The sequence below is a fragment of the Escherichia sp. KTE52 genome, assembly GCF_000408325.1.
GTDB lineage: Bacteria > Pseudomonadota > Gammaproteobacteria > Enterobacterales > Enterobacteriaceae > Escherichia > Escherichia marmotae.
On the sequence record NZ_KE138676.1, the window covers coordinates 164,558 to 190,244 of the forward strand.

At 51.0% G+C, this 25,687-nt stretch carries 29 protein-coding genes; 15 read left to right on the plus strand and 14 right to left on the minus strand.

Features of this window, described 5'->3' with window-relative positions; translation table 11 throughout:
• Positions 1-49: 49 nt before the first annotated feature.
• Positions 50-1,282 carry a multidrug efflux MFS transporter MdfA gene (gene mdfA, locus A1SC_RS20265; RefSeq protein WP_001516067.1) on the plus strand — a complete coding sequence of 411 codons (1,233 nt, stop codon included), beginning with the start codon at positions 50-52 and terminating at the stop codon, positions 1,280-1,282.
• 40 nt (positions 1,283-1,322) lie between these two features.
• On the opposite strand, the gene ybjH is transcribed toward mdfA, so the two are convergent.
• From ybjH to A1SC_RS20250, 3 genes are all read right to left on the minus strand, one after another.
• Positions 1,323-1,607, minus strand: coding sequence for a protein YbjH (gene ybjH / locus A1SC_RS20260; protein WP_010379680.1), 285 nt, complete (start codon positions 1,605-1,607; stop codon positions 1,323-1,325).
• An 84-nt stretch (positions 1,608-1,691) separates the two neighbouring features.
• Complete coding sequence (locus A1SC_RS20255; RefSeq protein ID WP_001516070.1) at positions 1,692-2,507, minus strand: Cof-type HAD-IIB family hydrolase; 816 nt, start codon at positions 2,505-2,507, stop codon at positions 1,692-1,694.
• The gene (locus A1SC_RS20250; protein WP_010379705.1) at positions 2,507-3,715 is read right to left on the minus strand and encodes an MFS transporter; all 1,209 of its coding nucleotides are present in this window, start codon (positions 3,713-3,715) and stop codon (positions 2,507-2,509) included. The genes A1SC_RS20255 and A1SC_RS20250 overlap by 1 nt, the downstream gene beginning before the upstream one ends.
• Positions 3,716-3,799: 84 nt before the next feature.
• On the opposite strand from A1SC_RS20250, the gene rcdA reads away from it, so the two are divergent.
• Positions 3,800-4,375, plus strand: a complete 576-nt coding sequence (gene rcdA / locus A1SC_RS20245; protein WP_016261844.1) for a DNA-binding transcriptional regulator RcdA — start codon at positions 3,800-3,802, stop codon at positions 4,373-4,375.
• A 135-nt stretch (positions 4,376-4,510) separates the two neighbouring features.
• On the opposite strand, the gene A1SC_RS20240 is transcribed toward rcdA, so the two are convergent.
• Positions 4,511-6,196: an aspartate:alanine antiporter gene (locus A1SC_RS20240; RefSeq protein ID WP_001024862.1), complete on the minus strand. Its 1,686-nt coding sequence runs from the start codon at positions 6,194-6,196 to the stop codon at positions 4,511-4,513.
• Positions 6,197-6,464: 268 nt separating this feature from the next.
• On the opposite strand from A1SC_RS20240, the gene A1SC_RS20235 reads away from it, so the two are divergent.
• Positions 6,465-6,842 (plus strand): inner membrane protein YbjM, encoded by a 378-nt coding sequence (locus tag A1SC_RS20235; protein ID WP_000681115.1) that lies wholly within the window; start codon positions 6,465-6,467, stop codon positions 6,840-6,842.
• Between the two features lie 32 nt (positions 6,843-6,874).
• On the opposite strand, the gene grxA is transcribed toward A1SC_RS20235, so the two are convergent.
• Positions 6,875-7,132: a glutaredoxin 1 gene (gene grxA / locus A1SC_RS20230; protein ID WP_001195226.1), complete on the minus strand. Its 258-nt coding sequence runs from the start codon at positions 7,130-7,132 to the stop codon at positions 6,875-6,877.
• Positions 7,133-7,291: 159 nt separating this feature from the next.
• Here grxA and A1SC_RS20225 point away from each other — a divergent pair, with 159 nt between their 5' ends.
• From A1SC_RS20225 to rlmC, 10 genes are all read left to right on the plus strand, one after another.
• Complete coding sequence (locus tag A1SC_RS20225; protein WP_001259126.1) at positions 7,292-7,579, plus strand: YbjC family protein; 288 nt, start codon at positions 7,292-7,294, stop codon at positions 7,577-7,579.
• On the plus strand, positions 7,563-8,285 hold the full coding sequence (nfsA, locus tag A1SC_RS20220) for a nitroreductase NfsA (protein WP_001516073.1): 723 nt from the start codon (positions 7,563-7,565) through the stop codon (positions 8,283-8,285). The genes A1SC_RS20225 and nfsA overlap by 17 nt, the downstream gene beginning before the upstream one ends.
• A gap of 60 nt (positions 8,286-8,345) precedes the next feature.
• The gene (rimK, locus tag A1SC_RS20215; RefSeq protein ID WP_016261845.1) at positions 8,346-9,248 is read left to right on the plus strand and encodes a 30S ribosomal protein S6--L-glutamate ligase; all 903 of its coding nucleotides are present in this window, start codon (positions 8,346-8,348) and stop codon (positions 9,246-9,248) included.
• A gap of 87 nt (positions 9,249-9,335) precedes the next feature.
• Positions 9,336-9,812, plus strand: coding sequence for a type III secretion system chaperone family protein (locus A1SC_RS20210; protein ID WP_001516074.1), 477 nt, complete (start codon positions 9,336-9,338; stop codon positions 9,810-9,812).
• A gap of 350 nt (positions 9,813-10,162) precedes the next feature.
• Positions 10,163-11,275: a spermidine/putrescine ABC transporter substrate-binding protein PotF gene (gene potF, locus A1SC_RS20205; protein ID WP_000147250.1), complete on the plus strand. Its 1,113-nt coding sequence runs from the start codon at positions 10,163-10,165 to the stop codon at positions 11,273-11,275.
• 94 nt (positions 11,276-11,369) lie between these two features.
• Positions 11,370-12,503 (plus strand): putrescine ABC transporter ATP-binding subunit PotG, encoded by a 1,134-nt coding sequence (gene potG, locus A1SC_RS20200; RefSeq protein WP_000995979.1) that lies wholly within the window; start codon positions 11,370-11,372, stop codon positions 12,501-12,503.
• 9 nt (positions 12,504-12,512) lie between these two features.
• Positions 12,513-13,457 (plus strand): putrescine ABC transporter permease PotH, encoded by a 945-nt coding sequence (potH, locus tag A1SC_RS20195; RefSeq protein ID WP_001516075.1) that lies wholly within the window; start codon positions 12,513-12,515, stop codon positions 13,455-13,457.
• The gene (potI, locus tag A1SC_RS20190; protein WP_016261846.1) at positions 13,454-14,299 is read left to right on the plus strand and encodes a putrescine ABC transporter permease PotI; all 846 of its coding nucleotides are present in this window, start codon (positions 13,454-13,456) and stop codon (positions 14,297-14,299) included. Before potH ends, potI begins: the two co-directional genes overlap by 4 nt.
• Positions 14,300-14,358: 59 nt before the next feature.
• Positions 14,359-14,847 (plus strand): YbjO family protein, encoded by a 489-nt coding sequence (locus A1SC_RS20185; protein ID WP_000389253.1) that lies wholly within the window; start codon positions 14,359-14,361, stop codon positions 14,845-14,847.
• 40 nt (positions 14,848-14,887) lie between these two features.
• Complete coding sequence (gene rlmC / locus A1SC_RS20180) at positions 14,888-16,015, plus strand: 23S rRNA (uracil(747)-C(5))-methyltransferase RlmC (RefSeq protein WP_001149757.1); 1,128 nt, start codon at positions 14,888-14,890, stop codon at positions 16,013-16,015.
• A gap of 174 nt (positions 16,016-16,189) precedes the next feature.
• On the opposite strand, the gene artJ is transcribed toward rlmC, so the two are convergent.
• The 6 genes from artJ to A1SC_RS20150 all read right to left on the minus strand — a co-directional run bounded on the left by artJ (position 16,190) and on the right by A1SC_RS20150 (position 20,826).
• Entirely contained in the window at positions 16,190-16,921 is a 732-nt protein-coding gene (gene artJ, locus A1SC_RS20175) for an arginine ABC transporter substrate-binding protein ArtJ (RefSeq protein WP_001516078.1), read from the minus strand.
• 303 nt (positions 16,922-17,224) lie between these two features.
• Positions 17,225-17,893, minus strand: a complete 669-nt coding sequence (artM, locus tag A1SC_RS20170; protein ID WP_000895404.1) for an arginine ABC transporter permease ArtM — start codon at positions 17,891-17,893, stop codon at positions 17,225-17,227.
• Positions 17,893-18,609, minus strand: coding sequence for an arginine ABC transporter permease ArtQ (gene artQ / locus A1SC_RS20165; RefSeq protein ID WP_001001690.1), 717 nt, complete (start codon positions 18,607-18,609; stop codon positions 17,893-17,895). The genes artM and artQ overlap by 1 nt, the downstream gene beginning before the upstream one ends.
• A gap of 6 nt (positions 18,610-18,615) precedes the next feature.
• A complete protein-coding gene (gene artI / locus A1SC_RS20160; protein ID WP_000756581.1) occupies positions 18,616-19,347 on the minus strand; it encodes an arginine ABC transporter substrate-binding protein ArtI in 732 nt (243 codons plus the stop codon).
• 17 nt (positions 19,348-19,364) lie between these two features.
• Positions 19,365-20,093: an arginine ABC transporter ATP-binding protein ArtP gene (gene artP / locus A1SC_RS20155; protein WP_000027205.1), complete on the minus strand. Its 729-nt coding sequence runs from the start codon at positions 20,091-20,093 to the stop codon at positions 19,365-19,367.
• Between the two features lie 217 nt (positions 20,094-20,310).
• Positions 20,311-20,826 (minus strand): lipoprotein, encoded by a 516-nt coding sequence (locus A1SC_RS20150; RefSeq protein WP_016261847.1) that lies wholly within the window; start codon positions 20,824-20,826, stop codon positions 20,311-20,313.
• 125 nt (positions 20,827-20,951) lie between these two features.
• On the opposite strand from A1SC_RS20150, the gene A1SC_RS20145 reads away from it, so the two are divergent.
• Positions 20,952-21,275 (plus strand): heavy metal-binding domain-containing protein, encoded by a 324-nt coding sequence (locus A1SC_RS20145; protein ID WP_001160731.1) that lies wholly within the window; start codon positions 20,952-20,954, stop codon positions 21,273-21,275.
• A complete protein-coding gene (amiD, locus tag A1SC_RS20140) occupies positions 21,272-22,102 on the plus strand; it encodes an N-acetylmuramoyl-L-alanine amidase AmiD (protein ID WP_001516080.1) in 831 nt (276 codons plus the stop codon). Before A1SC_RS20145 ends, amiD begins: the two co-directional genes overlap by 4 nt.
• Here amiD and A1SC_RS20135 read toward each other — a convergent pair.
• From A1SC_RS20135 to ltaE, 3 genes are all read right to left on the minus strand, one after another.
• The gene (locus tag A1SC_RS20135; protein ID WP_000866894.1) at positions 22,099-23,112 is read right to left on the minus strand and encodes an NAD-dependent epimerase/dehydratase family protein; all 1,014 of its coding nucleotides are present in this window, start codon (positions 23,110-23,112) and stop codon (positions 22,099-22,101) included. The two genes, amiD and A1SC_RS20135, sit on opposite strands and share 4 nt — an antisense overlap.
• Before the next feature lie 100 nt (positions 23,113-23,212).
• Positions 23,213-24,643, minus strand: a complete 1,431-nt coding sequence (locus tag A1SC_RS20130) for an SDR family oxidoreductase (RefSeq protein WP_016261848.1) — start codon at positions 24,641-24,643, stop codon at positions 23,213-23,215.
• A 10-nt stretch (positions 24,644-24,653) separates the two neighbouring features.
• Entirely contained in the window at positions 24,654-25,655 is a 1,002-nt protein-coding gene (gene ltaE, locus A1SC_RS20125; RefSeq protein ID WP_000566404.1) for a low-specificity L-threonine aldolase, read from the minus strand.
• Positions 25,656-25,687: the final 32 nt, after the last annotated feature.

The window sequence follows — 25,687 nt, forward strand, 5'->3', positions numbered from 1 at the left end:
GCCACGCTTTTATTAAAATTTGCGCGATTATTATTGGCGAAGAAATTGCATGCAAAATAAATTAGCAACAGGTGCCAGACTTGGGCGTCAGGCATTACTTTTCCCCCTCTGTCTGGTGCTCTACGAATTCTCGACCTATATCGGCAACGATATGATTCAACCCGGTATGCTCGCCGTGGTGGAGCAGTATCAGGCGGGTATTGACTGGGTTCCTACTTCGATGACCGCTTACCTGGCGGGAGGGATGTTTTTACAGTGGCTGTTAGGACCACTGTCGGATCGTATTGGTCGCCGTCCGGTAATGTTAGCTGGCGTGGTGTGGTTCATAATCACCTGCCTGGCGATATTACTGGCGCAAAACATTGAACAATTCACGCTGTTGCGCTTTCTACAGGGGATAAGCCTCTGTTTCATTGGCGCTGTGGGTTACGCCGCGATTCAGGAATCTTTTGAAGAGGCGGTTTGTATCAAGATCACCGCGCTGATGGCGAATGTGGCGCTGATTGCTCCGTTACTCGGGCCATTGGTGGGTGCCGCGTGGATTCATGTGTTGCCCTGGGAAGGGATGTTTGTGTTGTTTGCTGCATTGGCGGCGATCTCCTTCTTCGGTCTGCAACGTGCGATGCCAGAAACGGCTACGCGCATTGGCGAGAAACTGTCGCTGAAAGAGCTTGGTCGAGACTATAAGCTGGTACTGAAGAACAGCCGCTTTGTTGCAGGAGCGCTGGCGCTGGGATTTGTCAGTCTGCCGTTACTGGCGTGGATTGCCCAGTCACCGATTATCATCATCACCGGTGAACAGTTGAGTAGCTATGAATATGGTTTGCTGCAAGTGCCCATTTTCGGCGCGTTAATTGCGGGTAATTTGCTGCTGGCACGTCTGACCTCGCGCCGTACCGTACGTTCGCTGATTATTATGGGGGGCTGGCCGATTATGATTGGTCTGCTGGTCGCCGCAGCGGCCACGGTCATCTCATCGCACGCGTATTTATGGATGACCGCCGGGTTAAGTATTTATGCTTTTGGTATTGGTCTGGCGAATGCAGGGCTGGTGCGTTTAACGTTGTTCGCCAGTGATATGAGTAAAGGGACGGTATCGGCGGCGATGGGGATGTTGCAAATGCTGATCTTTACCGTAGGTATTGAGATCAGTAAACATGCCTGGCTGAATGGCGGTAATGGATTGTTTAATCTGTTTAATCTTGCCAACGGAGTTTTGTGGCTGCTGCTGATGTTTATCTTTTTAAAAGATAAACAAACAGGAAATTCTAACGACGGATAAGAAAATGCCTGGTTGTTTTATACAATCAGGCATTCAGGGATTAGTGGTGATGGTCGTCGATCTGATGTTCGATTACCATCCCTTCGCCTACGCTGGCAAGGTGACGGACATATGGATGTGCACGGTAAGCCGGAGCTGGCGTAGGGGCTACGTATACGGTTTGCGGCACGCTGGCAACGCTGACGGCTTGCGGAACGCTGACTGAATCAGGGACCACCACCACTTTGTATCCACTCGGCACATCAACGGTGACACTTTGCGCCATTGCCACACCAGTAAAACTCAACAGAAACGCGCCCAGCAGTACACATTTTTTCATCATCATTTCGCCTGAAATAATCCAGAAGGGTAATTTCCGCGGATTATGCATCCTTCATTCAGGCATTGTGTTGCCGGGCGTGCTGCCGTTTTATTGATTAAATGGCGCTTCGTGTTTAAGAACTTTATCGATAATGTCCAGTACGCCTTCATGGTTATTGGAGCCTGCACGGTATTTCGCCGCCGCTACGACTGCGTTGCCAGCATTTTCCATTGCAAAGCTAAAGCCCGCCTGACGCAGCATCTCAATATCATTACCGCCATCGCCAAAAACCACCACTTCGCTGTCGTCTATGCCCCATAATTTCTGGAGTTGACGCAGGCCATTGGCTTTATGTACGCCGGGGATAATCAAATCGATACTACCGTTGCCGGTATGGACTGGCACCATAATATCGCCAATAGAATCATGTAACTCTTTTTGCACTTGCGGAATCAGTTCGTCAGAGAGATTTAACCCAAACTTGAAGAAGATATCGTCGATATTGTCAAAGTTATCGACATATTCCAGGCGATGATAGTACATCTCCGCCACGGCCTTCATTTCGGCGTCATACTTTTTCAGGGTATAGGCGCTATTTTTTCCACAGGCAATAATTTCCACCTCCGGGCGCGTCAGTAAATGCTCCACAATAGTGGAAAATGCGTCCTTCGACAGTTCGCCATTAAAAACATCTTTGCCTTCGTTCACCACCCAGCCGCCGTTTTCCGCCACAAAGGCAATTTCATTGGCAATTTCGGGAAAGAACGAAATTAACTGATAATATTGATTTCCACTGGCGACCACAAAGCGAATACCTTGTGCTTTCATCTGCTGATACTGGGCCATAAACCGCTCACGGTTATAGGTTTTTTGATCGCTTAAGAAAGTACCGTCCATATCTACCGCAATTAATTTAATGCCCATCAACTATTCTCCATCGCAGTTTGCGTTTTTGTATCGGGTTTGGCGACGGCTTTAGCGACAATAGCCGCAAGAATAACCAGCGCCAGCACAACCAGCATTGCACTACGTAATCCATAATGTTCTCCGAGATAGCCCAGCAGTGGCGGCCCGACGAGGAATGCCAGATAACCCGTCGTTGCCACTACGCTGACACGGGTCGGCGCATCGGGGCCGGTATCGCTGGCGGCAGAAATGGTTAGTGGGAAGCCCAGAGAAGCGCCCAATCCCCAAAGCACAACAGATACCCCAGCGACCCATGCGCTATCGACAAAAATAATCAGTCCGATACCCAACGCACCCATCAAGGCACTGGCACGTACTACGGCAACGCGGCTGTAACGGTCGATGAACCAGCCACCGGTGAAGCGTCCAACGGTCATCCCCAATGTGAAACCGGCATAAATCAGTGAGCCTGACGTTGGACTAAAACCGTGGCCATCAACCATTAATAAGGGTAACCAATCGTTGGCAGAGCCTTCTGCAAAAGCCATTGCCAGTACTACGACACCAATCAACAGCAACTGGATGTCACGGTAAAAAGGCACACCTTTTTCGTCATGCTGCGAGCCATCGGCAGCGTTTTTGCCCGTACCGCCAGGGATTGCCTTAATAGCAATATAAATAGGTGCGATGCCCGCCAGTGCCGCCAACAAAATATGTACAGTTGCCGGAACACCAAAGGCTGTCAACGCCATCCCGACACCAGCGCCTGCCAGCGTGCCCAGGCTATAAAAGCCGTGCATCATAGGCAAAACCGTTTTATTCATTTCTCGCTCAACGGCTGCGCCTTCAACGTTTATCGCCACTTCAGCGGAACCAAAACTGGCTCCAAAGACACCAAGACCAACGGCAAAGAGGACGGGGGATGTCAGCCAGAGCGCCAGACTTAATATCATCATCCCGATCAAAGCGCAGGACATAGTGACCAGAATGACATTACGCGTCCCAAAGCGTTTCACTAACCACGCCGAGCAGAGGATACCGCTCATCGAACCTATCGACAGGCCAAAGAGTACACCGCCCATTTCAGCGATAGAGACAGAGAGAATATCCCGAATTGCTGGCGTGCGGGTGGCCCAGGAAGCCATTAGCAGTCCTGGCAAAAAGAAGAACATAAACAACGCCCAGGTACGGCGTTTCAAGGCATTACGTGAAGAATTTACTGTCATAGATCACGTCAAAAAAAGAAGAGGGAAGACAACCTTAGCAAGGTTGTGTACATTTGTACACAATTGCAGAGAGAGGGTAAAAATATGCGCCGCGCTAATGATCCCCAACGGCGAGAAAAAATCATTCAGGCCACGCTGGAGGCAGTGAAACTTTACGGGATACATGCCGTTACGCACCGTAAAATCGCCACCCTCGCCGGAGTGCCGTTAGGATCAATGACCTACTATTTTTCAGGAATTGATGAGTTGTTGCTGGAAGCGTTTAGCCGTTTTACGCAGACGATGTCGCGGCAATATCAGGCTTTTTTTGATGATGTCAATGACGCCCCCAGCGCCTGCCAGGCCATAACAGACATGATCTACAGCTCGCAGGTCGCAACGCCGGATAACATGGAACTGATGTACCAGCTCTACGCATTGGCCAGCCGAAAACCGCTATTAAAAACGGTGATGCAAAACTGGATGCAGCGTAGTCAGCAAACGCTTGAACAATGGTTTGAAGCGGAAACTGCCCGGGCGCTGGATGCTTTTATTGAAGGGATGAGTCTGCATTTTGTCACCGACCGTAAGCCGCTATCGCATGAGGAGATTTTGAGGATGGTGGAGCGAGTGGCAGGGCTGGAGATAAATTTCAGGCAACAAAAAACCCATCAACCTTGAACCTAAATGGCGGGGTTGATGGGCTCCACAAAATGGGGACATCAAAGAAAAGCAGTGGCACTAATTAAGACTGATACCCTGAAGAAAAGTTCTGCGGTTGTACAAAAAAATTTCATTTTTAGGGCAACTTCAGTTTTATCCGAGTCCGGGCCATACCATCACAATGATTGTCCCTGCCAGTGTCAGCAGTACGTTAGCTATTGCATAAGTGCCCGCATAGCCCAGCGCCGGGATGTTACTGCGGGCTGTATCACTGATGATCTCCATTGCCGGTGCGCAGGTTCGTGCGCCCATCATTGCGCCGAATAACAGTGCGCGGTTCATACGCAATACGTAAGCACCGAACAGGAAGCAGATAACAACGGGCACCAGACTGACAATCAATCCGGCAATCAACATCTGACCGCCAATCGCGCCCAGGCCGTTATTGATGCCGCTACCGGCGCTTAAACCAACACCCGCCATAAACACCATCAAACCAAACTCTTTCACCATACTTAACGCACCCTGCGGAATATAGCCGAAGGTCGGGTGGTTAGCGCGCATAAAGCCCAGCATAATGCCAGCGAATAACAATCCGGCAGCGTTACCCATGCCAAAACTGAAAGTGCTGAACTGGAAGGTAATCATCCCGATCATCAGGCCTATAACAAAGAATGCGCAGAATGCCAGCAAGTCGGTGACCTGGCTGTGAATCGAAATAAAGCCGATACGGTCAGCGATGGTCTTCACACGGCGGGCATCGCCGCTCACCTGCAAAACGTCACCTTTGTTAAGCACTACGTTATCGTCAATTGGCATCTCGATCTGACTGCGGATCACGCGGTTAAGGAAGCAACCGTGATCGGTCAACTTCAATTGCGCCAGACGTTTACCGACGGCGTTATGGTTTTTGACGACCACCTCTTCAGTGACAATACGCATGTCGAGAAGGTCACGATCAAAAACTTCTTTACCGTTACGGAAGCTGGGATCGAGTCGGGCGTGGGCATCGGGATATCCTACCAACGCTATTTCATCGCCCATTTGCAACACGGCGTCACCATCCGGATTTGCCAGAATCCCGTTACGACGGATACGTTCAATGTAGCAACCGGTCTGTCGATAAATACCCAATTCACGCAAGTTCTTGCCGTCGGCCCAGGCGACCAGTTCCGGTCCGACTCGGTAAGCGCGAATCACCGGCAGATAGACTTTGCGGCTGGCGTCGGTGTCCAGACCTCGCTCACGAGCGATTTGCTGGGCGCTGGTCTGTAAGTCCTGATGCTGTAACTTGGGCAGGTAACGCGCTCCGACAATCAGGCTCACCAGACCGATCAAATAGGTTAATGCATACCCAAGGCTTAAATTATCCAGTGCCGCGGAGAGCTGCCCGCTTTCTATACCAGAGTGGCGTAACGTATCGCCCGCACCGACCAGAACCGGCGTCGATGTCATGGAGCCAGCCAACATACCGGCCGTCAGGCCAATGTCCCAGCCAAACAGCTTACCCAAACCTAAGGCGATCAACAGCGCACTACCGACCATTACCAGCGCTAACATTAGGTAATTTTTCCCATCGCGGAAAAAAATGGAAAAAAAGTTGGGTCCGGCTTCGACCCCGACGCAGAAAATAAACAGCATAAAGCCAAGATTAAGCGCGTCGGTGTTAATACTGAAATGTTGTTGACCTAATAATAGCGATACGACTAAAACGCCAATGGAATTACCCAGTTGGATTGAACCAAGTCGTAATTTTCCGAGACATAGCCCAAGCGCGAGGACCACGAATAATAACAGAATGTAATTCCCATTTAACAATTCGGCGACGTTTATATTCACGGAGACTAACTTCTTGTTTACGAGTAAGCTGTTGAAAGAAATGGTAATTTAAGATAATGTTTTTACCTGAATTCAGGGCGCAGATTCATTCAGCGCACTTAATCAATAGTAAAGTAACAATATATTTTACTAGTGTAATCACATTAGATACCAACGGCTATAAGAATTGTGTTGGCCTATATTAGCATGGAATGCGAAGCGGCTTTATCTTACTGAGCGCCACACTGGCGAAAAATGTGTTCGATAGAGGCAGTGTCAGGAGGAAGATGTGAAACATAAACAACGTTGGGCGGGGGCAGTCTGCTGTTTTGTCCTCTTCATTGTGGTGTGCCTTTTCCTGGCGACGCATATGAAGGGCGCTTTTCGGGCTGCCGGGCATCCTGAAATCGGCTTACTGTTTTTCATTCTTCCTGGAGCTGTCGCCAGTTTTTTTTCGCAGCGTAGAGAAGTCCTTAAACCCCTGTTTGGCGCAATGCTGGCAGCACCGTGTTCTATGTTAATTATGCGCCTGTTTTTTTCACCAACACGCTCATTCTGGCAAGAGCTGGCATGGTTATTGAGTGCTGTCTTCTGGTGTGCGCTGGGGGCGTTGTGTTTCTTGTTTATCAGTAGCTTGTTCAAGCCACAACACAGAAAAAATCAATAAAGCCCTCAAACAGAGAGGGCTTATCCGGCAAATCAGGCGTCAAGATTCTCTTTTACCCAGGCTGCAAAATCGGTATAGCCACCGATGTGTTGCTGATCGACAAAAATCTGCGGCACGGTTTCAACGGGCTTCCCGGCCTTCTGTTGTAAATCTTCTTTAGTGATCCCTTCAGCACGAATATCCACATACTGATAGTGAAAATCATCGCGCTCGTTGCTTAATTTTTCTGCCAGATCTTTTGCACGAACGCAGTAAGGGCAACCCGGACGGCCGAAAATAACGGTTTGCATTTTCTCTCTCCATTTATCTGTCATGCGTGCATGATCACGCCAAATCTTATTCGCTGAAAGTAGGTTTAACCTGTTGCATTGATTGCTTAAAGCTATAACTGTTAAGCACAATGTGATGAAAGGTTTTAAACTGGCCGCTCACTTTGCAGAGGGAATCCTATGCGCACGATCGGTAAATTGCCTGACAGTGTGTTGATACTGGAATTTCTCGGAATGATGTTACTGGCTGTGTCGCTGCTGTCGGTAAGCGACTACCTTTCGCTTCCGATGCCGTTTTCTACACCAGAAGCGCAAATTCTGATGATTTTTCTCGGTGTTTTGCTCATGCTTCCCGCTGCGGTGGTGGTTATTCTTCAGGTTGCAAAACGGCTTGCCCCGCAACTGATGAATCGTCCACCAGAATCTTCATGTTCAGAAAGAGAAAAAGATAATGACGCCAACCATTGAACTCATTTGTGGTCATCGCTCCATTCGCCATTTCACTGATGAACCTGTCTCCGCTGAACAGCGCGAGGCGATTATCAACAGCGCCCGGGCGACTTCCAGTTCCAGTTTTTTGCAGTGCAGCAGCATTATTCGCATTACTGATAAAGCTCTGCGTAATGAACTGGTAACGCTGACCGGTGGGCAAAAACACGTTGCGCAAGCGGCGGAGTTCTGGGTGTTCTGTGCCGACTTTAACCGCCATTTACAGATTTGCCCGGATGCTCAACTCGGCCTGGCGGAACAGTTGTTACTCGGTGTCGTTGATACGGCTATGATGGCGCAAAACGCCTTAACCGCAGCGGAATCGCTGGGATTGGGCGGTGTATATATCGGCGGCCTGCGCAATAACATTGAAGCAGTGACGGAACTGCTGAAATTGCCGAAGCATGTATTGCCGCTGTTTGGCTTGTGCCTGGGCTGGCCTGCGGATAACCCGGATCTCAAGCCGCGTTTACCGTCCTCTATTTTGGTGCATGAAAACAGCTACCAACCGCTGGATAAAGACATTCTGGCGCAGTATGACGAGCAACTGGCGGAATATTATCTCACCCGTGGTAGCAATAATCGCCGTGATACCTGGAGCGATCATATTCGCCGGACGATTATCAAAGAAAGTCGTCCTTTTATTCTCGATTATTTACATAAACAAGGTTGGGCGACGCGCTAAAACCGTAACGCCGATGTATTATACGCGGGCTTTTGACCAGGTCTGACAGAGAGGTGCAGGGTGAAAATTGCCATATTGTCCCGGGATGGAACGCTCTATTCGTGTAAGCGACTGCGTGCAGCGGCGTTGCAGCGCGGCCACCTGGTTGAAATTCTCGATCCGCTTTCTTGTTACATGAACATTAATCCTGCGGCGTCGTCCATTCATTATAAAGGTCGCAAGCTTCCCCATTTTGATGCGGTGATCCCGCGCATTGGCACCGCCATTACCTTTTATGGAACGGCGGCGCTGCGCCAGTTTGAAATGCTGGGCAGTTATCCGCTAAATGAATCGGTTGCTATTGCCCGTGCGCGTGACAAATTGCGTTCAATGCAATTGCTGGCACGTCAGGGTATTGACCTGCCTGTCACGGGGATTGCGCATTCGCCGGACGATACCAGCGACTTAATCGAGATGGTCGGTGGTGCGCCGCTGGTGGTCAAGCTGGTTGAAGGTACGCAGGGAATTGGTGTGGTGCTGGCGGAGACGCGTCAGGCGGCAGAAAGCGTGATTGATGCATTTCGCGGCCTGAATGCCCATATTCTGGTGCAGGAATATATCAAAGAGGCGCAAGGGCGCGATGTTCGCTGTCTGGTCGTCGGTGATGAAGTGGTTGCGGCGATTGAACGGCGGGCGAAAGAAGGCGATTTTCGTTCCAATTTGCATCGTGGTGGCGCGGCAAGCGTCGCAAGTATCACGCCGCAGGAGCGCGAAATCGCCATTAAAGCCGCGCGAACGATGGCGCTGGATGTTGCCGGTGTGGATATTCTGCGTGCAAATCGCGGACCGTTGGTGATGGAGGTAAATGCATCGCCAGGTCTGGAAGGGATAGAAAAAACCACCGGTATCGACATCGCGGGTAAAATGATCCGCTGGATTGAACGCCATGCTACGGCGGAATATTGCTTAAAAACCGGTGGTTAGTCGCAATAACGTGACTGATCATGGTTTTGCCTGCGCTTTTTGCGTAAGCTGTGCCGGTCTTTTTATCGGAAGAGGTTGTACAAAATTATGACATCGCTGGTCGTTCCTGGTCTGGATACGTTGCGTCAATGGCTCGATGACCTGGGGATGAGTTTTTTTGAATGTGATAACTGTCAGGCTCTGCATCTGCCACATATGCAGAATTTCGACGGTGTCTTTGATGCCAAAATCGATCTGATAGATAACACAATCCTGTTTTCTGCTATGGCGGAAGTCAGACCTTCAGCCGTGTTACCGCTGGCGGCGGATTTATCAGCCATCAATGCCAGTTCGCTGACCGTGAAAGCATTTCTTGATATGCAGGATGATAATCTGCCAAAGCTGGTGGTTTGCCAGTCTTTATCCGTTATGCAGGGCGTAACCTATGAACAGTTTGCATGGTTTGTACGTCAGAGCGAAGAGCAGATTTCGATGGTTATCCTTGAAGCCAATGCCCATCAACTGCTGTTACCGACTGATGATGAAGGGCAAAACAACGTTAGCGAAAACTATTTCCTTCACTGATAATTCCTTTTGAGCACGCAGTCGCTGCCGCAGTGGCTGCGCGTTGTAATATTTTCTGCTGATTTTAACCTTTCATTAAAGATTATTTCACTTCTGTTGTGCCGGATTTGCTTTATCACATAGAGCAAATACGCATAAAAATTTGTTAAATGCCGTTTTTTTATTACAGCTATAGTTTCAAACCCTGGCTAAAGTTATTCTTGCAATGCTTTTATATAGCGAGCAATGCTGGCCGGGAGAGAGTCCTCTTTTCTTACACCGCGCCGATAAAAAATATGCATATTTATTGCATATCTTTCAGTGTGACAACTTTTGTTCGTTTGTTAACGAACTTTCAGAAGGAAAGAGATATGACCGGCTTAAATAAAAAATGGCTATCGGGTCTGGTTGCGGGTGCTCTGATGGCTGTCTCTGTCGGCACGCTCGCGGCTGAACAAAAAACACTCCACATTTATAACTGGTCTGATTATATCGCCCCGGATACGGTGGCAAATTTTGAAAAAGAGACCGGTATCAAAGTCGTCTACGATGTTTTTGATTCCAACGAAGTGCTGGAAGGCAAATTAATGGCGGGGAGCACCGGCTTTGATCTTGTCGTTCCATCAGCCAGCTTTCTTGAACGCCAGTTGACTGCCGGTGTGTTCCAGCCGCTGGATAAAAGCAAATTGCCAGAATGGAAGAATCTCGATCCAGAACTGTTGAAACTGGTGGCAAAACACGATCCCGGCAATAAATTTGCCATGCCATATATGTGGGCGACGACTGGCATTGGCTATAACGTCGATAAAGTTAAAGCGGTACTGGGTGAAAATGCGCCTGTCGATAGCTGGGACTTGATCCTCAAACCTGAAAATCTGGAAAAACTGAAAAGCTGCGGCGTCTCTTTCCTCGATGCGCCGGAAGAAGTTTTTGCTACCGTGCTGAATTATCTCGGCAAAGATCCGAACAGTACCAAAGCAGATGATTACACCGGACCGGCTACCGACTTACTGTTGAAACTGCGCCCGAATATTCGCTATTTCCACTCCTCTCAGTACATAAACGATCTGGCAAACGGTGATATCTGCGTCGCTATCGGCTGGGCGGGTGATGTCTGGCAGGCGTCAAACCGTGCGAAGGAAGCGAAGAATGGCGTAAATGTCTCTTTCTCGATTCCGAAAGAAGGGGCGATGGCATTCTTTGATGTATTCGCCATGCCTGCCGACGCCAAAAATAAAGACGAAGCGTATCAGTTCCTGAATTACCTGCTACGCCCGGATGTAGTAGCGCATATCTCCGACCATGTGTTCTATGCCAACGCCAACAAAGAAGCGACGCCGCTGGTAAGCGCGGAAGTGCGTGATAACCCGGGGATTTATCCTCCGGCAGACGTTCGCGGCAAAATGTTCACACTGCAAGTGCAGGACCCGAAAATTGACCGAGTGCGCACCCGCGCCTGGACTAAAGTGAAGAGCGGAAAATAATCCGCAGCCGTAGATGCCGGACGGGCGCGCCAGTCCCTCCGGCAATTTGCACCATCATGGTGCGCTTGCACACCTTAAATGCCGGAGAGCAGCCGTGAATGACGCTATCCCTCGCCCACAGGCGAAAAGTCGGAAGTCGCTGACACCACTATTAGAAATCCGCAATTTGACCAAATCTTACGATGGTCAACATGCGGTCGATGATGTCAGTCTGACCATTTATAAAGGCGAAATCTTTGCACTGCTGGGCGCATCTGGCTGTGGCAAGTCCACACTGCTGCGTATGCTGGCAGGTTTCGAACAGCCTTCTGCCGGGCAGATTATGCTTGATGGCGTTGATTTGTCACAGGTGCCGCCTTATCTGCGCCCCATCAATATGATGTTCCAGTCCTATGCGCTGTTTCCGCATATGTCCGTGGAACAGAACATCGCCTTTGGCCTGAAACAGGACAAGTTACCAAAAGCGGAAATTGCCAGCCGGGTCAACGAGATGCTCGGGTTGGTGCATATGCAGGAGTTCGCCAAACGCAAACCGCATCAACTTTCCGGCGGTCAACGCCAGCGTGTGGCGCTGGCCCGAAGCCTTGCCAAGCGCCCAAAACTTCTGCTGCTTGATGAACCGATGGGCGCGCTGGATAAAAAACTACGTGACCGGATGCAGCTTGAAGTGGTGGATATTCTCGAGCGTGTCGGCGTGACCTGTGTGATGGTCACCCACGATCAGGAAGAGGCGATGACCATGGCGGGGCGTATTGCCATTATGAATCGCGGTAAATTTGTCCAGATTGGCGAGCCGGAAGAAATTTATGAGCACCCGACCACCCGCTACAGCGCCGAGTTTATTGGTTCAGTTAACGTCTTTGAAGGGCTGCTAAAAGAGCGCCAGGAAGACGGACTATTGCTCTATTCGCCGGGGCTGGTGCATCCGTTGAAAGTCGATCCGCAGGCGTCAGTGGTCGATAACGTGCCGGTGCATGTGGCGCTGCGTCCGGAAAAAATCATGCTCTGTGACGAACCGCCTACTGATGGCTGCAATTTTGCGGTGGGAGAGGTGACACATATTGCCTATCTCGGTGATTTGTCTGTTTATCATGTTCGCCTGAAAAGTGGGCAGATGATCAGCGCTCAGTTACAAAACGCCCATCGTCATCGTAAAGGGCTGCCGACCTGGGGCGATGAAGTCCGTTTATGTTGGGAAGTGGACAGTTGTGTGGTGCTGACGGTTTAAGGAGCAAAGATGAGTACACTTGAACCTCCTGTCCAGCCGGGCGGGTTGAAACTGTGGCTTACGCAGTGGCAGATGAAGCACGGGCGTAAACTGGTGATTGCGCTGCCGTATATCTGGTTGATTTTGCTGTTTCTGCTGCCATTTCTTATCGTCTTTAAAATAAGTCTGGCAGAGATGGCGCGCGCCATTCCCCCTTACACCGAACTGATGGAATGGGCGGATGGGCAACTGTCGATCACCCTCAACCTTGGTAATTTCCTGCAGCTAACCGACGATCCGCTCTATTTCGATGCTTATCTCCAGTCGTTACAGGTAGCGGCGATTTCGACCGTTTGTTGCTTATTGCTCGGCTACCCGCTGGCGTGGGCGGTGGCGCACAGTAAGCCTTCAACCCGTAATATCTTATTGCTGCTGGTGATCCTGCCGTCGTGGACTTCGTTTTTGATCCGCGTTTACGCCTGGATGGGGATCCTGAAAAACAACGGTGTATTGAATAATTTCCTGCTGTGGCTGGGCGTTATCGATCAACCGCTGACCATTCTGCATACCAATCTGGCAGTTTATATCGGCATTGTTTACGCCTATGTGCCGTTTATGGTGTTGCCGATCTACACCGCGTTAACCCGCATCGATTATTCGCTGGTAGAGGCGGCACTGGATCTCGGCGCGCGACCGCTGAAAACGTTCTTCACCGTCATTGTGCCACTGACCAAAGGCGGGATTATCGCCGGATCGATGTTGGTTTTCATTCCGGCGGTTGGTGAGTTTGTGATCCCGGAACTGCTCGGCGGCCCGGACAGTATTATGATCGGACGCGTCCTGTGGCAGGAGTTTTTCAATAACCGCGACTGGCCGGTGGCCTCAGCGGTGGCGATCATCATGTTATTGCTGCTGATTGTGCCAATTATGTGGTTCCACAAATATCAGCAAAAAAGCGTGGGGGAGCACGGATGAATAATTTACCGGTCGTTCGTTCTCCCTGGCGGATTGTGATTTTGCTGCTGGGTTTCACCTTTCTCTATGCGCCGATGCTGATGCTGGTTATCTATTCGTTTAACAGTTCGAAACTGGTGACGGTGTGGGCCGGTTGGTCAACGCGCTGGTACGGCGAATTATTGCGTGACGATGCGATGATGAGTGCGGTCGGGTTAAGTCTGACTATTGCCGCCTGTGCGGCGACCGCGGCGGCGATCCTCGGGACTATTGCGGCGGTCGTGCTGGTACGGTTTGGACGGTTTCGTGGCTCAAATGGCTTTGCCTTTATGATCACCGCGCCGCTTGTCATGCCGGATGTGATAACTGGTCTGTCGTTGTTGTTATTGTTCGTTGCCCTTGCTCATGCCATTGGCTGGCCAGCCGATCGCGGCATGTTGACTATCTGGCTGGCGCACGTAACTTTCTGTACGGCGTATGTGGCGGTCGTTATTTCTTCACGTTTGCGGGAACTGGATCGCTCGATAGAAGAAGCGGCGATGGATCTCGGTGCGATGCCGCTGAAAGTATTTTTCGTGATTACGCTGCCGATGATCATGCCGGCAATCATTTCTGGTTGGTTGCTTGCTTTTACTCTGTCGCTCGATGACCTGGTGATTGCCAGTTTTGTTTCCGGACCCGGTGCCACCACATTGCCGATGTTGGTTTTTTCCAGCGTGCGGATGGGGATGAATCCGGAGATTAACGCCCTGGCGACGTTGATCCTCGGGGCGGTAGGAATTATCGGATTTATCGCCTGGTATTTAATGGCGCGTGCAGAAAAGCAGCGGATACGCGATATCCAGCGTGCAAGACGTGGCTGAAGACACTAAAATTTGCCAACCTGGCTACATAATGCCGCGCATGTCGCGGCATTGTTTTCATGGAAGACGAAACGTTGGGATTTTTTAAGAAAACATCTTCATCACATGCTCGCCTGAATGTGCCTGCGCTGGTGCAGGTGGCGGCGCTCGCCATTATTATGATCCGTGGTCTCGACGTGCTGATGATTTTCAATACGCTGGGCGTTCACGGTATTGGCGAATTCATTCATCGTAGCGTACAAACCTGGAGTTTAACGCTGGTCTTTTTAAGCAGCCTGGCGCTGGTTTTTATTGAAATCTGGTGTGCGTTTTCGCTGGTGAAAGGCTGTAGCTGGGCGCGCTGGCTGTATCTGCTGACACAAATTACGGCTGCCAGTTATCTGTGGGCGGCTTCACTCGGTTATGGTTATCCTGAGCTGTTCAGCATTCCCGGTGAATCAAAACGCGAAATCCTCCATAGCCTGATGCTGCAGAAGCTGCCGGATATGCTCATCCTGTTGTTGCTATTCGTTCCCGCTACCAGTCGGCGGTTCTTCCAGTTGCAATAATGTGTATAATCGTCGCCCCTGATGATGTGAAGGTCAATGTATGCAGTGCGCACTTTACGACGCGGGTCGCTGTCGTTCCTGTCAGTGGATAACGCAGCCGATTCCAGAGCAACTCTCCGCTAAAACCGCCGATCTTAAAAATCTGCTGACCGATTTTCCGGTTGCGGAGTGGTGCGCGCCGGTGTCTGGCCCCGAACAAGGGTTTCGTAATAAAGCCAAAATGGTGGTGAGTGGCAGCGTTGAAAAGCCACTGCTCGGAATGCTACACCGCGACGGCACGCCGGAAGATCTTTGCGACTGTCCGCTTTATCCTGCCTCATTTGCGCCCGTTTTTGCGGCGCTAAAACCGTTTATTGCCCGCGCCGGGCTGACGCCGTACAACGTGGCGCGTAAGCGTGGTGAACTGAAATACATTCTGCTGACTGAAAGCCAGACTGATGGCGGCATGATGCTGCGTTTTGTGCTGCGCTCGGAAACCAAGCTGGCGCAACTGCGTAAGGCGCTACCGTGGCTACAGGCACAACTGCCGCAGCTCAACGTCATTACCGTCAATATTCAGCCAGTACATATGGCGATTATGGAAGGGGAGACGGAGATCTACCTGACCGAACAACAGGCGCTGGCAGAGCGTTTTAATAACGTACCGTTGTGGATCCGTCCGCAAAGTTTCTTCCAGACCAATCCGGCAGTTGCCAGCCAGCTTTATGCCACCGCGCGCGATTGGGTGCAGCAACTACCGGTAAACCATATGTGGGATCTGTTTTGCGGTGTTGGCGGTTTTGGTTTGCATTGTGCGACGCCAGAAATGCAGTTAACGGGGATTGAAATTGCACCAGAAGCGATTGCTTGTGCGAAACAGTCTGCTGCTGAGCTGGGCTTAACGCGTTTGCAATTTCAGGCGCTGGACTCCACTCAGTTTGCCACCGCGCAAGGCGAAGTGCCGGAACTGGTGCTGGTTAATCCACCGCGTCGCGGCATTGGAAAGCCACTGTGTGACTATCTCTCAACGATGGCACCGCGTTTTATTATTTACTCCAGTTGTAACGCTCAAACGATGGCGAAAGATATTCGCGAACTGCCTGGTTATCGCATTGAGCGGGTACAGCTTTTCGATATGTTCCCGCACACCGCGCATTATGAAGTGCTGACGCTGTTGGTGAAGCAATAAAAAAGCCGCGGCTGCGGCTTCAGATTGTTGACCAGATGCGCTTTGTTCATGCCGGATGCGGGGTGAACACCTTATGCAACCTACAAAATCTTGCGAAATCAATATATTGTAGAGTCAATGTAGGCCAGATAAACGTAGCGCATCAGGCCATCTTACTTTTGTCATCAGTCTCAATTACTGCGGGAACCATTGATCACTGATTTTCTGATACGTACCGTCGGCTTTAACGGCTGCCAGTGCGTTATTCAGTTTCTCCAGCAGAGCTTTGTTATCCGGACGAACAGCGATGCCCAGGCCGGTGCCGAAGTACTGCGGATCGGTCACTTTCTCAGTCGCAACGCCCAGTTGTGGATTGGTTTTCAGCCATTCATTAACTACCGCTGTGTCACCAAATACACCATCGATACGGCCATTTTTCAGGTCGATAAATGCATTCTGATAGCTGTCATAAGAGACGGTTTTCACTTCCGGATGCTGATCCTGAATATATTTCTGGTGGGTGGTGCCGTTTTCCATACCAATACGTTTACCTTTCAAATCGGCAAAAGTCTTATAGGTATCTTTTTTGGCAATCACGACGGCAGAGTTTTCGTAGTATGGCGTGGTAAAGGCCACCTGTTTGCTGCGCTCTGGTGTGATGTCCATCCCGGAAATCACGGCGTCATATTTCCTGAATTTTAGTGACGGGATCAGGCTGTCGAAAGCGTGATTAGTAAAAGTACATTCTGCCTGCATTTGTTTGCATAACGCTTTTGCCAGATCGATATCAAAGCCGACGATCTCATTATTAGCACCTATAGATTCAAAGGGGGGATAGGTAGCTGATACGCCAAAATTGATTTTCTCTGCGGCAGAAGCGCCGAAAGTAAAGGAAGCAAGTAATGCGGCAAGAACTAACTTTTTCATGATGGAACTCCCGTCTGTCAATCTTATGTTTATTGGCCGTGTCTGCGGCATGGGTTAACAATGCCATTAAGTGAATTTATATGCAATAAATATGATTAAATAATTCAGAATAGATAAAAAAAGACGGACAACTTAGTGGGTTGCCCGTCTTCATTATAAGGATTTATGCAATATGCGGGTTCTGTGCTGGTGTCTGATGCGATGCTTGCGTGTCTTATCAGACCTACAAATTATCCTGCGAATGTAGGCCGGATAAGGCGTTCACGCCGCATCCGGCATTAGCACGTTATCAATGCAGCCACATTAATTCCGACGCTCGAACGCCAGCGCTTTACGCTCGATCAGGCGCATCATCAACGTCAGCAGGCCGTTAACGATCAGGTAAATAATCCCCGCCGCGCCAAACACCATCACATCGTAGGTGCGTCCGTACAGCAACTGGCTGTATCCCATCACTTCCATCAGCGTAATGGTGTAAGCCAGCGAGGTACTTTTAAACACCAGCACCACTTCGTTGGAATAAGAAGAGAGCGAGCGTTTAAATGCATACGGCAGCAGGATCGCCAGCGTATCTTTTTTACTCATCCCCAGGGCGCTACAGGATTGCCACTGACCTTCCGGGATCGCACGAATTGCTCCGTAAAACAGTTGCGTGGTATACGCGGCACTATTCAGCGACAACGCAATCAGTGCACACAACCAAGGTTCCGACAGCAAATGCCACAGCGCCGGATACTCCTGCAACGTCGGGAACTGGCCCGGTCCGTAGTAAATCAGGAAGATCTGCACCAGCAGCGGCGTACCGGTAAACAGTGTGATGTAACCCCGCACCAGCCACACCAGCACCGGTGTTTTCAGCGTCAGGACGATGGTAAAAATTAACGCCAGAATCAGCGCCACAATCAGCGAGGCGACCGTCAGCGTCAGGCTGGTATGCAGCCCTTTCATCAGTTCAGGTAAATACTCAAGCATCAGCCAGGTCTCCGCTCAAAACGTGTCGCGCGCAGATCAATGCGTTTGAGAATGTACTGGCTCAACAGGGTAATCACCAGGTAAATCGCCGCCGCCACAATGTACCAGGTAAATGGTTCCTGGGTACGGGTGGCGATGCTTTTGGTTTGCAGCATTAAATCATTCACACTAATCAAACTGACCAGCGCGGTATCTTTCAGCAGTACCAACCACTGGTTGCCGAGACCAGGCAGCGCATGACGCCACATCTGCGGCATCACCAGACGGAAAAATATAGCCGATTTCGACAGCCCCAGCGCCTGACCAGACTCCCACTGACCCACCGGCACCGCTTTCAGTGCACCGCGCAGGGTTTGCGAGGCATAGGCAGCATACAGCAGGGACAGGGCGATCACCCCGCAGAGGAACGGGCTAACGTCGAAGTTCTCTATGTCCATCTGCACCGGGATCTGTACGAACCCAAGGTTGATGGTGAAGCCATCCGAAAGTGTCAGTAGTAGCTGCGAAGAACCAAAATAGATAAACAGCACTACCAGAATTTCTGGCAGGCCGCGCAGAATCGTTACCAGCGCCGAACCTGCCCACGCGACAGGACGCCATTTTGCTGACTCCCACACCGCGAAGAACATCGCCAGCGCCAGACCGACAATCAATGCACAAACGGCAAGGCCGACGGTCATCCCGGCGGCGCTTGCTAAAGGAAAAAATTCATTCATCAGGAATTACTTCTGGAACCATTTGTTGTAGATGGTTTCGTAAGTGCCATCTTTCTTCACTTTTTCCAGCGCAGCGTTGAATTTCTGCTGCAGTTCAGTGTTGCCCTGACGTACCGCAATACCGAGGCCAGTACCGAAGTAATCTTTATCGGTCACTTTGTCGCCAACTGGTGCCAGTTTGGGATTATTGTTCAGCCATTCGGTTACCACTGCGGTGTCACCGAATACGCCGTCAATACGGCCATTTTGTAGATCCAGTTTCGCGTTCTGGTAGCTGTCATATGGAACAGTGGTGATTTCCGGATGTTTATCCATAATGAATTTCTGGTGCGTCGTCCCGTTCTGCACGCCGACTTTTTTGCCTTTCAGTTGATCAACGCTGGTGTATTTGCCTTGCTGACCAACAAACAGTGCAGAGTTGTCATAGTACGGGGTGGTGAACAGTACCTGTTTTTCACGCTCAGGAGTGATATCCATACCCGCCATAACGGCGTCCACACGACGGAATTTCAGACTCGGGATCAGGCTGTCAAACGCCTGGTTAGAGAAAGTACAGGTCGCATCGATCTCTTTGCACAACGCCTGCGCCAGGTCAACGTCAAACCCGACGATCTGGTTATTCGCATCCATCGATTCAAACGGAGGATAGGATGCTTCGGTAGCAAAACGAATGGTTTCAGCGGCTGTGGCGGAAAGACTAAAACCAGCAATTAACGCGGCAATCAGAACTTTTTTCATTGTCGTTATCCCGAATCTTAGTGAGAGAGATAGTTTTTAAATGCTTCGGTTTGCGGCTCGGTAAAACAGCTCGCGTCGCCTTGCTCTACGATGTGACCGTTTTCCATATACACCACACGGCTGGCGGTTTTACGCGCGACTTCAACTTCGTGGGTGACGATCACCTGGGTAATGTTGGTTTCCGCCAGTTCACGAATGATACTGACGATTTGCGCTGTAATTTCCGGGTCCAGTGCGGCGGTCGGCTCATCAAACAGCAACACCTGCGGTTCCATCATCAGCGCTCGGGCGATAGCAACACGTTGTTGCTGGCCACCAGAAAGGTGCAGTGGATAACGATCGCTATAAGGTTTGAGACGCAGACGTTCCAGCAGTTTTTCTGCACGAGCCAGCGCCTGATCTTTACTCAAGCCGAGTACGCGGCAGGGTGCTTCGATCAAGTTTTGCTGCACGGTGAGATGCGGCCACAGATTGTATTGCTGAAACACCATGCCAACGTTACGACGCAGGTCGCGAATCGCTTTGTCAGACGGTGTTTTGGTGAAATCGAAATGATTGCCTGCAATGTTGAGCGTACCGGAGCGCGGCATCTCAAGCAGATTGAGTACACGCAGCAGCGAGCTTTTCCCCGCGCCGCTGGGGCCAAGTAACACCAGCGTTTCGCCCTGCGGGCAATCCAGCGTGATATCGAACAGCGCCTGATGTGCGCCGTAGAAGCAATTAATGCCGTTTAATTGAATACTCATTGACACTCGTATACTGGCAGTCTGATAGCTATTGAGGTCGAAGATAGTACCTTTGACAGAATAATTATGCAATATTTCTGCTTTAAAAGTTAAAAGCAAAGCACATTATTCACTAAACATAGCACAAAATAACGAGGGTGATGGGCGGCGAGCATAAATGTCGGCATTCCTCGCAGAATGCCGGACAATTTATGGGGGTTATAATCTGATCAAGGGATTAACGGTTCTCAACGGACTGACGTAATGTTCCCGCTTTGGCGTGAACGCTGCCACCTAAATAGCGCACATCATCGATAACCCAACATTGCCCCTCCTGAATCATCAATACTTCATCCTGCCAGCTCTGATCGCCTTGTTTCAGATCTACGCGCAGCGGAATATTGCGCGCATCGCGATTCGGGATGGTCGACGCGCTGGCGACTCGGGCGCTATCAGGCAAGGTAGTACGGCTGGAGAACGGATCGCTGCTTAACAATTCGCGATGGTTGTTATCGCGGTTGGCATCGCTGAGCAGTGCCGCCAGTTTATCGCTCAAATACGGGCGCAGAGCGGTAATGTCGTTACTGCGATGCTGAATACGGTAGTCATAGAATTGCTGAGCCACGCTGTCAGGGCCGCCCTGGACGCAAGAACTTGTGCGAGTGCCATTGTCTTTATAGGCTGGCGTAACGGTGGTACAAGCACTGAGTAACAGTGCGCAAGGGATAAGCATGGTCAATTTGCTGTAGCGCATAATGATTTCCTTATAAGCGAACACCTTGAAAGCGTTCTACGATAATAATGATATCCTTTCAATAATAGCGTATCAGTCCGATAATGCTTTTGAGATCGAAGGCTTAGCAAACAAGGAGATCGGTCATGCAATTTTCCACAACCCCAACACTTGAAGGTCAGACCATCGTTGAATATTGCGGTGTGGTGACGGGCGAAGCGATTTTAGGTGCCAATATTTTTCGCGATTTCTTTGCGGGCATCCGCGATATCGTCGGCGGACGCTCCGGGGCTTACGAAAAAGAACTGCGTAAAGCACGGGAGATTGCGTTTGAAGAGTTAGGCGATCAGGCACGGGCGCTGGGTGCTGACGCAGTGGTCGGCATTGATATCGACTATGAAACGGTCGGGCAAAACGGCAGTATGCTGATGGTCAGCGTCAGCGGAACAGCGGTGAAAACGCGTCGATGAGAAGAATCTTCTGGCTGGTTGCTGCGGTTCTGTTACTGGCAGGGTGCGCAGGAGAAAAAGGAATTGTTGAGAAGGAGGGATACCAGCTCGATACCCGACGTCAGGCACAGGCAGCGTATCCTCGTATCAAAGTGTTGGTGATCCATTACACTGCAGATGACTTCGATTCTTCGCTGGCGACACTGACCGATAAGCAGGTCAGCTCGCATTATCTGGTGCCTGCCGTGCCGCCGCGTTACAACGGCAAACCACGTATCTGGCAATTGGTGCCGGAACAGGAACTGGCCTGGCATGCGGGGATCAGCGCCTGGCGCGGAGCAACACGAATTAACGACACCTCTATTGGTATTGAGTTGGAAAATCGTGGCTGGCAAAAATCGGCGGGGGTGAAATATTTTGCGCCGTTTGAACCGGCGCAGATTCAGGCGCTCATTCCACTGGCGAAAGAGATTATCGCCCGCTATCACATCAAACCAGAGAATGTGGTGGCACATGCGGATATAGCCCCACAGCGCAAGGACGATCCTGGCCCGTTATTTCCGTGGCAGCAACTGGCGCAGCAGGGGATTGGTGCCTGGCCGGATGCATCGCGCGTTAGCTTTTATCTGGCCGGACGCGCACCACACACGCCGGTAGAAACAGCATCGTTACTGGAGCTTTTGGCGCGCTACGGCTATGACGTAAAACCTGAAATGACGCCGCGCGAACAGCAGCGAGTCATTATGGCGTTTCAGATGCACTTCCGCCCGACGTTATATAACGGCGAAGCGGATGCAGAAACTCAGGCGATTGCCGAAGCCCTACTGGAGAAATACGGCCAGGACTAGCGCGGCAGTTTTCCGTGGTCGCGCAGCCAGGCAGCAGTTTGCTCGATACCTTCATCCAGCGAGATGACCGGCTGATACCCCAGCTCCTCCTGTGCTCGCGTAATATCCAGCGTAAAGTCAAAATTCAACTTGGAGACGCCGTAATGGGTTAGCGGCGGCTCTTTTGCTGACTTGCGTCCTAAACGCTCCATACTGCGGGCAATCATATCCAGCATCGGGTAAGGCACCGAACGGATACGGCAATCAATATTCAGCTCGTCGATCAATTTCTGCACGATACTGCGCAGAGTGCGATGTTCGCCGTTGGTAATGTTATACGCACGACCAGAAGGCAGTTTATCGCACGCTTCCTGGCTCGCCAGCCACATAGCGTGCACCGCATTTTCATAGTAAGTCATATCGACCAGTGCGCTGCCACCGTGGGGTAACAGGATGCTGCCGTAGTGGTGCATCATATGCGCCAGACGGGGAATAAAGACTTTATCGTGCGGCCCAAACAGGCTTTGTGGGCGCAGAATGGTAAAGCGCGTTTGTGGATTTGTCTGCGAAAGCATATTGATGACCTCTTCACTGGCGGCTTTGCTGCGGGCAAATTCGTTGGCGAAGCGGTGCGGACGAAAATCTTCTTTGATGTCGCGGTGGTGGTGGTAATCGAAGTACAGTGACGGTGAAGAGATATGAATAAAATTACGTACGCCCCAGGCGACAGCCCATTCACCCAGGCGGCGAGTGGCGCGAACGTTTGCCAGATCGAAAGCCTGCTGCGTTCCCCACGGCGAGGTAAAGCTGGAACAGTGCCACAGCGTATCAATGCCTGCGAGCATTACTTTTGCCTGCGATGAGACCAGTTCAGTCAGATCCGCCTGGACAAACTCTGCGCCTATTTTCTCCAGCAATTTACCCATCGCTTCATTGCGACCGGTCGCTCTTACGCTGATGCCTTTTCGGCATAAAAATTCAACCGCGTTTCGACCTAAGCCGCTGGTGGCGCCGGTAACCAGTACCTTCATATCATTCCACTGTTGTTGATAAAAACGACGTGCGCATTCTTCCGTGATTTCATCCTTGATGCAATGGGAAACATGAAAGAATAACGCAGGTTTTTTTCGATTAATCTGTGCTTTGTTCTGCCAGTCTGGCGATTCGTTTTGCCATCCCGCGAAAAATAAACAGATGTGCGGGGATCATGAACAGCCAGTAAAACAGCCCTGGCATCCCGTGCGGGTGCCAGAAAGCGCGGACATCAATAGTGCGATAGTCGCCTTTATCTTCGAGAGTAAAACAAAGTCGCCCAAGTCCTGGCGCTTTCATACCAAACAATAAGGTAAGCTGTTTTTCAGGCTCGACGACAATCACTTTCCAGCTATCCACCGCATCGCCGGTTTGCAAATATTCTCGCTCGGGGCGACCTTTCGCCAGTTTGTGACCTATTGCGCGGTCCATCAACGCCCGGGTCTGCCACAAAATATTGCCAAAGAAGTAACGTTCTTTACCGCCGATTTGATTCACTACCCGCCATAAAGCCTGAAGGCTGGCGGAGGTTTTAACGGTATAACCCGCCTGTTTGGCGAAATAACCGTATTCTGGTCGCCAGCGGGCAAAGGCCTGAGTGTCATATCCCCAGTCGCTGGAGTTGGCGAACTTTTCTTCCTCTCTCAACGTGCGACGCACAGCGTCATCAAAAGCGATCAGCGGTTGTGGAATGAGCGCGCGTAAGGCGGTGTCATCCGCCAGCAGATCGTGTTTCAGTCCCTGAATCAACGCACTTGCGGTGGTGGACGGTACGGAGGTAATCACATTGAGAAACCACACCGAAATCCAGCGGGTGGGGAAAGGGATGGGGATTAACCCGCGGTGTTTGCCGCTCACGCTCATAAAATGTTCAAACTGCTGTTGATAGCTGAGCACCTGTGGTCCGGCGGCTTCGAATACCCGATGTTCGCAGGCCGGATGGTCTAACAGCGCCACCAGATAGTGCAGCAGGTTTTCCAGCGCGATGGGTGTGGTACGTGAACGAACCCAGCGCGGTGGTGTTAGCACTGGCAGGTTGTAAACCATATCGCGCATGACTTCGAACGCCGCTGACCCGGCTCCGACGATAATTCCGGCACGCAATTCAGTAACAGGCACATCGGCTTCACGCAAAATATCCGCCGTGGCCTGACGGGCGCGCAGATGATCCGATTGCTCATGGGGCGGAGCCTGCAATGAACTAAGAAAGATGACTTGCTTAACCGGCACTTCACGCAGCGCATCACGGACGTTGAGAGCAACCTGGCGTTCCTGAGCGATAAAATCACCGCCTTCGCCCATGCTGTGCACCAGAAAATAGACGGTATCAACATCTTTTAACAGAGCCGTAAGGTTGTCCGGCCAGCTAAGATCGACTTTATGGCAACTGACATTAGCCAGTTGTAGCTTTGTAAGCCTGTCGACATGACGTGCCGCCGCCAGGATCTGATGCCCTTGCTGGTTGAGTGTGCGCACCAGATGCTGACCAATGTAGCCACTGGCACCGAGAACTAAAATGCGTTGCGGCACGTCTCGCTCCTTAACGCGTCAGGAAAGCGCGCCAGTGGGCGGCGACTTCAGCCAGTTGTTCACGCGAGACGTCGAGATGTGTTACCAGGCGAACAATCGGTGAGGCGTTAATCAGCACGTTTCTCGCTTTCATGTATTCACCCAACGCAGCAGCATTTTCTTCCCCGACGCGAACAAACAGCATATTGGTGTCCTGGCGCATCACATCAGCGCCCGCTTCACGCAGTTGCTCTGCCATCCAGGCGGCATTGTCGTGGTCTTCCTGTAAACGCGCGACGTTATTTTTCAGCGCATACATCCCGGCGGCCGCCAGGATCCCGGACTGACGCATCCCGCCACCGGTCATTTTCCGCCAGCGGATGGCTCGTTTAATGTAATCACGATTGCCTACCAGTAGCGAACCTACCGGCGTACCAAGACCTTTCGACAGACATATGGTGAACGAATCACAATATTGCGTGATCGCTTTCAGTTCGCAGCCATAAGCCACCACGGCGTTAAAGATGCGAGCGCCGTCAACGTGCAGCGCCAGATTGCGCTCGCGGGTAAATTCCCATGCCTGTTTCAGGTATTCACGCGGTAGTACTTTGCCGTTGTGGGTGTTTTCCAGACTAAGCAACTTTGTGCGGGCGAAGTGGATATCGTCAGGTTTGATTTTCATCGCCACTTTATCCAATGGCAGCGTGCCGTCGGTAGCCGCATCGATGGGTTGCGGCTGAATGCTGCCCAGTACCGCAGCACCACCAGCTTCAAACAAATAGTTATGTGCTGCCTGACCGACAATATACTCTTCGCCGCGTTCGCAGTGACTGAGCAGAGCGACCAGGTTGGCCTGGGTGCCGGTAGGCAGAAAAATGGCGGCTTCTTTACCGGAAAGCTCTGCCGCGTAGTCCTGCAGAGCATTAACGGTAGGGTCGTCTCCATAAACGTCGTCCCCAACCGGGGCGGCCATCATCGCTTCTAGCATGGCGCGGCTCGGTCGGGTAACGGTATCACTGCGTAAATCAATCATGGCATGTCCTTATTATGACGGGAAATGCCACC

Coding starts and splice junctions, on each gene's coding strand:
- potF (WP_000147250.1), top strand. CDS start 10,163: ATGACCGGCTTAAATAAAAAATGGCTATCGGGTCTGGTTGCGGGTGCT.
- artJ (WP_001516078.1), bottom strand. CDS start 16,921: ATGAAAAAGTTAGTTCTTGCCGCATTACTTGCTTCCTTTACTTTCGGC.
- A1SC_RS20145 (WP_001160731.1), top strand. CDS start 20,952: ATGCAATTTTCCACAACCCCAACACTTGAAGGTCAGACCATCGTTGAA.
- A1SC_RS20185 (WP_000389253.1), top strand. CDS start 14,359: ATGGAAGACGAAACGTTGGGATTTTTTAAGAAAACATCTTCATCACAT.
- amiD (WP_001516080.1), top strand. CDS start 21,272: ATGAGAAGAATCTTCTGGCTGGTTGCTGCGGTTCTGTTACTGGCAGGG.
- A1SC_RS20210 (WP_001516074.1), top strand. CDS start 9,336: ATGACATCGCTGGTCGTTCCTGGTCTGGATACGTTGCGTCAATGGCTC.
- ltaE (WP_000566404.1), bottom strand. CDS start 25,655: ATGATTGATTTACGCAGTGATACCGTTACCCGACCGAGCCGCGCCATG.
- A1SC_RS20150 (WP_016261847.1), bottom strand. CDS start 20,826: ATGCGCTACAGCAAATTGACCATGCTTATCCCTTGCGCACTGTTACTC.
- artQ (WP_001001690.1), bottom strand. CDS start 18,609: ATGAATGAATTTTTTCCTTTAGCAAGCGCCGCCGGGATGACCGTCGGC.
- ybjH (WP_010379680.1), bottom strand. CDS start 1,607: ATGATGATGAAAAAATGTGTACTGCTGGGCGCGTTTCTGTTGAGTTTT.
- rlmC (WP_001149757.1), top strand. CDS start 14,888: ATGCAGTGCGCACTTTACGACGCGGGTCGCTGTCGTTCCTGTCAGTGG.
- A1SC_RS20225 (WP_001259126.1), top strand. CDS start 7,292: ATGCGCACGATCGGTAAATTGCCTGACAGTGTGTTGATACTGGAATTT.
- A1SC_RS20255 (WP_001516070.1), bottom strand. CDS start 2,507: ATGGGCATTAAATTAATTGCGGTAGATATGGACGGTACTTTCTTAAGC.
- rcdA (WP_016261844.1), top strand. CDS start 3,800: ATGCGCCGCGCTAATGATCCCCAACGGCGAGAAAAAATCATTCAGGCC.
- mdfA (WP_001516067.1), top strand. CDS start 50: ATGCAAAATAAATTAGCAACAGGTGCCAGACTTGGGCGTCAGGCATTA.
- grxA (WP_001195226.1), bottom strand. CDS start 7,132: ATGCAAACCGTTATTTTCGGCCGTCCGGGTTGCCCTTACTGCGTTCGT.
- potH (WP_001516075.1), top strand. CDS start 12,513: ATGAGTACACTTGAACCTCCTGTCCAGCCGGGCGGGTTGAAACTGTGG.
- artM (WP_000895404.1), bottom strand. CDS start 17,893: ATGCTTGAGTATTTACCTGAACTGATGAAAGGGCTGCATACCAGCCTG.
- artP (WP_000027205.1), bottom strand. CDS start 20,093: ATGAGTATTCAATTAAACGGCATTAATTGCTTCTACGGCGCACATCAG.
- potI (WP_016261846.1), top strand. CDS start 13,454: ATGAATAATTTACCGGTCGTTCGTTCTCCCTGGCGGATTGTGATTTTG.
- A1SC_RS20135 (WP_000866894.1), bottom strand. CDS start 23,112: ATGAAGGTACTGGTTACCGGCGCCACCAGCGGCTTAGGTCGAAACGCG.
- artI (WP_000756581.1), bottom strand. CDS start 19,347: ATGAAAAAAGTTCTGATTGCCGCGTTAATTGCTGGTTTTAGTCTTTCC.
- A1SC_RS20250 (WP_010379705.1), bottom strand. CDS start 3,715: ATGACAGTAAATTCTTCACGTAATGCCTTGAAACGCCGTACCTGGGCG.
- nfsA (WP_001516073.1), top strand. CDS start 7,563: ATGACGCCAACCATTGAACTCATTTGTGGTCATCGCTCCATTCGCCAT.